1 protein-coding gene is annotated in these 1,681 nt (G+C 62.2%); it reads right to left on the bottom strand.

From position 1 onward, the window contains the following. The coding region (locus IEW73_RS16460; protein WP_188678032.1) for an amino acid adenylation domain-containing protein at positions 1-1,681 on the bottom strand (1,681 nt) is incomplete at both ends.

Consider the following 1,681-nt stretch of genomic DNA (forward strand, 5'->3'; position numbering starts at 1 on the left):
CGGTCGAGTTTGCCGTTCGCTGTCAACGGCAACGCCCCCAACACCACCACCACCGACGGCACCATATGCACCGGCAAATGCACCGACACCTCCGCCAACACCTCAGCCTCATCCACCACGGCACCCACCTCGGGCACCACATACCCAATCAACCGCTCACCCAGCACCGCATGATCCCGCACCAACACCACCGCCTGCGCCACCCCAGCACACCGGCCCAACACAGCCTCAACCTCACCCAACTCAATCCGGAACCCACGCAACTGCACCTGCGAATCCGAACGCCCGAAATACTCCAACTCCCCATCCACACTCCACCGACCCACATCACCGGTGCGATACATCCGCTCACCCGACACCCCAAACGGGCACGCCACAAACCGACCGAACGTCAAATCCGCACGCCCCACATACCCACGCGACAACTGCGGACCCGCCACATACAACTCACCCGTCACCCCCGGCGGCACCGGACGCAACCACCCATCAAGCACAAACACCCGCAAACCAGGAATACCCCGACCAATCACCGACGCCGACGACGACGCCGCGAACTCCCGATCGAGCTCACGATGAGTCACATGCACCGTGGTCTCGGTGATGCCATACATATTCACCAACCGAGGCGCACCCTCATCATGCCGGGAATACCACCGCCCCAACTGCGACAAATCCAACGCCTCGCCACCAAACACCACATACCGCAACGCCAACCCACCAGCCTCAGAACCCGCCTGGGCACGCGCCCGCTCAGCCTCCACAAACTGATAAAACGCCGTCGGAGTCTGACTCAGCACCGTCACACCCTCAGCAACCACGAACTCCACAAAATCCGCAGGCGACCGCGACGTGTAATAGTCCACCACCACCACACTGCCGCCATGGAGCAACGCACCCCAGATCTCCCACACCGAAAAATCAAAGGCATACGAATGGAACAACGACCACACATCATCAGGACCAACATCAAACAAACCAGCCGTGTTCGCCATCAACGTCGCCACCGTGGCATGGGTCACCGCCACACCCTTGGGCCGCCCCGTCGAACCCGACGTATAAATCACATACGCCACATTCTCCGGCCGCAACACCCCACGACGATCGGAATCCGAGAGCACACCATCAGTGAAACTCTCCACCTCCAACCGAGTGCGCTCATCATCAAGAACCAGCAACTCCGGCACCGCAGGCACCGAAAGGCCCTGCGAAGCCAACACCGCCGAACCCTCCGCAATCGACGCCCGCAACCCCTGCGCCACATCCGCCGTCGTCAGCACCGCCACCGGGCCAGCATCACCCAACGTAAACGCAATCCGCTCCGCCGGATACGACACATCCACCGGCACATACCCCGCACCGGACTTGAGCACACCCACAATCGCCACGACCACATCCACCGACCGCGACGTCGCAACCGCCACCAACACATCCGGACCCGCACCACGATCCACCAACAACCGCGCCACCTGATTCGCCCGACCATCCAACTGCGCATACGTCAACGACACACCACCGCACCGCACCGCAACACGGTCAGGACCCAACCGGACCTGCGACTCAAACCACTCCACCAACGTGCGCTCACACCCGGAACCCGGCACCTGCCACCCAGCAAGAACCAACTCCCGCTCCACCAGGCTCAGCAACTCCACCGACCGCACCAACACAGACGGCGAACCGG

Origin of the sequence: Hoyosella rhizosphaerae (assembly GCF_014643175.1) — a bacterium.
GTDB classification, from domain to species: Bacteria; Actinomycetota; Actinomycetes; order Mycobacteriales; family Mycobacteriaceae; genus Lolliginicoccus; species Lolliginicoccus rhizosphaerae.